Below are 1,127 nucleotides of genomic sequence, written 5' to 3' on the forward strand. Positions count from 1 at the left end.
CCCGAGCTGAGTCAGACCGGGCTGATGTGCGCGGCCAGGACCCGCCAGCCGTGTGGGTCGTCGTGGACCCAGGTCCGGGTGTAGCGCAGCCGCGCCGCGAACGGCACCCCGTCGAGGGTTCCGGACACCCGACCCAGGAAGAACGTGACCCCCGTTCTACCGACGACGAGCAGGTCCAGTTCCTCCTCCACCAACTCCTCGACGACCGAGCGGCGGTCCCGGTGGGCGGTCAGGTCGTCCTGCTTGGTGAGCGCACGCCCGTCCGGGCCGATGGCGATCAGCTGGTCGACCAGCAGTTGGTCCAGGGCGGCGACGTCGCCGGCTCGCTGGGCGGCCTGCAGGGTGCGCTCGGCGTCGAGCAGCTCCGCCTCGCGTGCGCTGTCCGGCATCGTGGCGTCCTCCTGTTCGGGGCTGACCCAGGGCCACCGTCGGCCCGGGCTGTCCGCATTGTGACAGCCGTCGTGGCCCGCGTGGGCGGGGATCGCCGCCGACGTTCACAGACTCAGGCGAATCCGTACGACGGTCTCTCCGGGGCCGGTGAGCACCGCCACCTCGTCACAGATCTGCTCGACGATGGCCAGCCCGCGACCGCGTACCGAGTCGGCGGCCGGCATGCTCCGCCCGAACGCCCGCGCCGGCCCGTGGTCGACCACGTCGCAGAACAGCTGACCCGACTCCGCCCAGAGCCGGACCCAGCCGCCGCCGGTGGTGTGCTGCAACGTGTTGGTGGCCAGCTCGCTGACCGCCAGCGTCAACAGCTCCACCCGCTCGGCCGACAGGCCGCGGGCCAGCGCCCCGGCGCTGACGAACGCGCGCAGCGCTCGCACGTCGGTCGCGACCTGGTACGCCATGGTGTCTGTGGCGTGGGTCGGGACATTCTGCTCGGCCACGGCCTCCCGTCGCTCTCCCGGCATCAGCCCGCCCGACGCGGCTGCCCGGCCGGCGGCACCGCGATCCACGCGGGTGTCGTCGGCGTGCGAGCCTCGAAGTGCGCCATCGGGCAGCCGTCGGGTTACCGGTCCGACCTCACCGTACGAGAATCCGACGGCGTCGCGCGGGGCAACCAGACTAACCATATCGCCGGCCGCCGGGTTTGCTGCCGCGTGGCCCGGGTAGCCACGCGTCTC

General features: G+C 72.7%; 2 protein-coding genes. Both read right to left on the minus strand.

The annotated features are described in order from the left end of the window. Positions 1 to 11: 11 nt before the first annotated feature. On the minus strand, positions 12 to 389 hold the full coding sequence (locus tag KBX53_RS33785; RefSeq protein WP_030335487.1) for a nuclear transport factor 2 family protein: 378 nt from the start codon (positions 387 to 389) through the stop codon (positions 12 to 14). Positions 390 to 494: 105 nt separating this feature from the next. Next, on the minus strand, positions 495 to 959 hold the full coding sequence (locus KBX53_RS33790) for an ATP-binding protein (RefSeq protein ID WP_307857870.1): 465 nt from the start codon (positions 957 to 959) through the stop codon (positions 495 to 497). Between the last annotated feature and the right edge of the window lie 168 nt (positions 960 to 1,127).

Origin of the sequence: Micromonospora sp. M51 (genome assembly GCF_018070305.1) — a bacterium.
GTDB classification, from domain to species: domain Bacteria; phylum Actinomycetota; class Actinomycetes; order Mycobacteriales; family Micromonosporaceae; genus Micromonospora; species Micromonospora parva.

What these genes read in the sequence shown, in the direction of transcription:
- KBX53_RS33785 (WP_030335487.1), bottom strand. Translation starts at nt 389, where the DNA reads ATGCCGGACAGCGCACGCGAGGCGGAGCTGCTCGACGCCGAGCGCACC.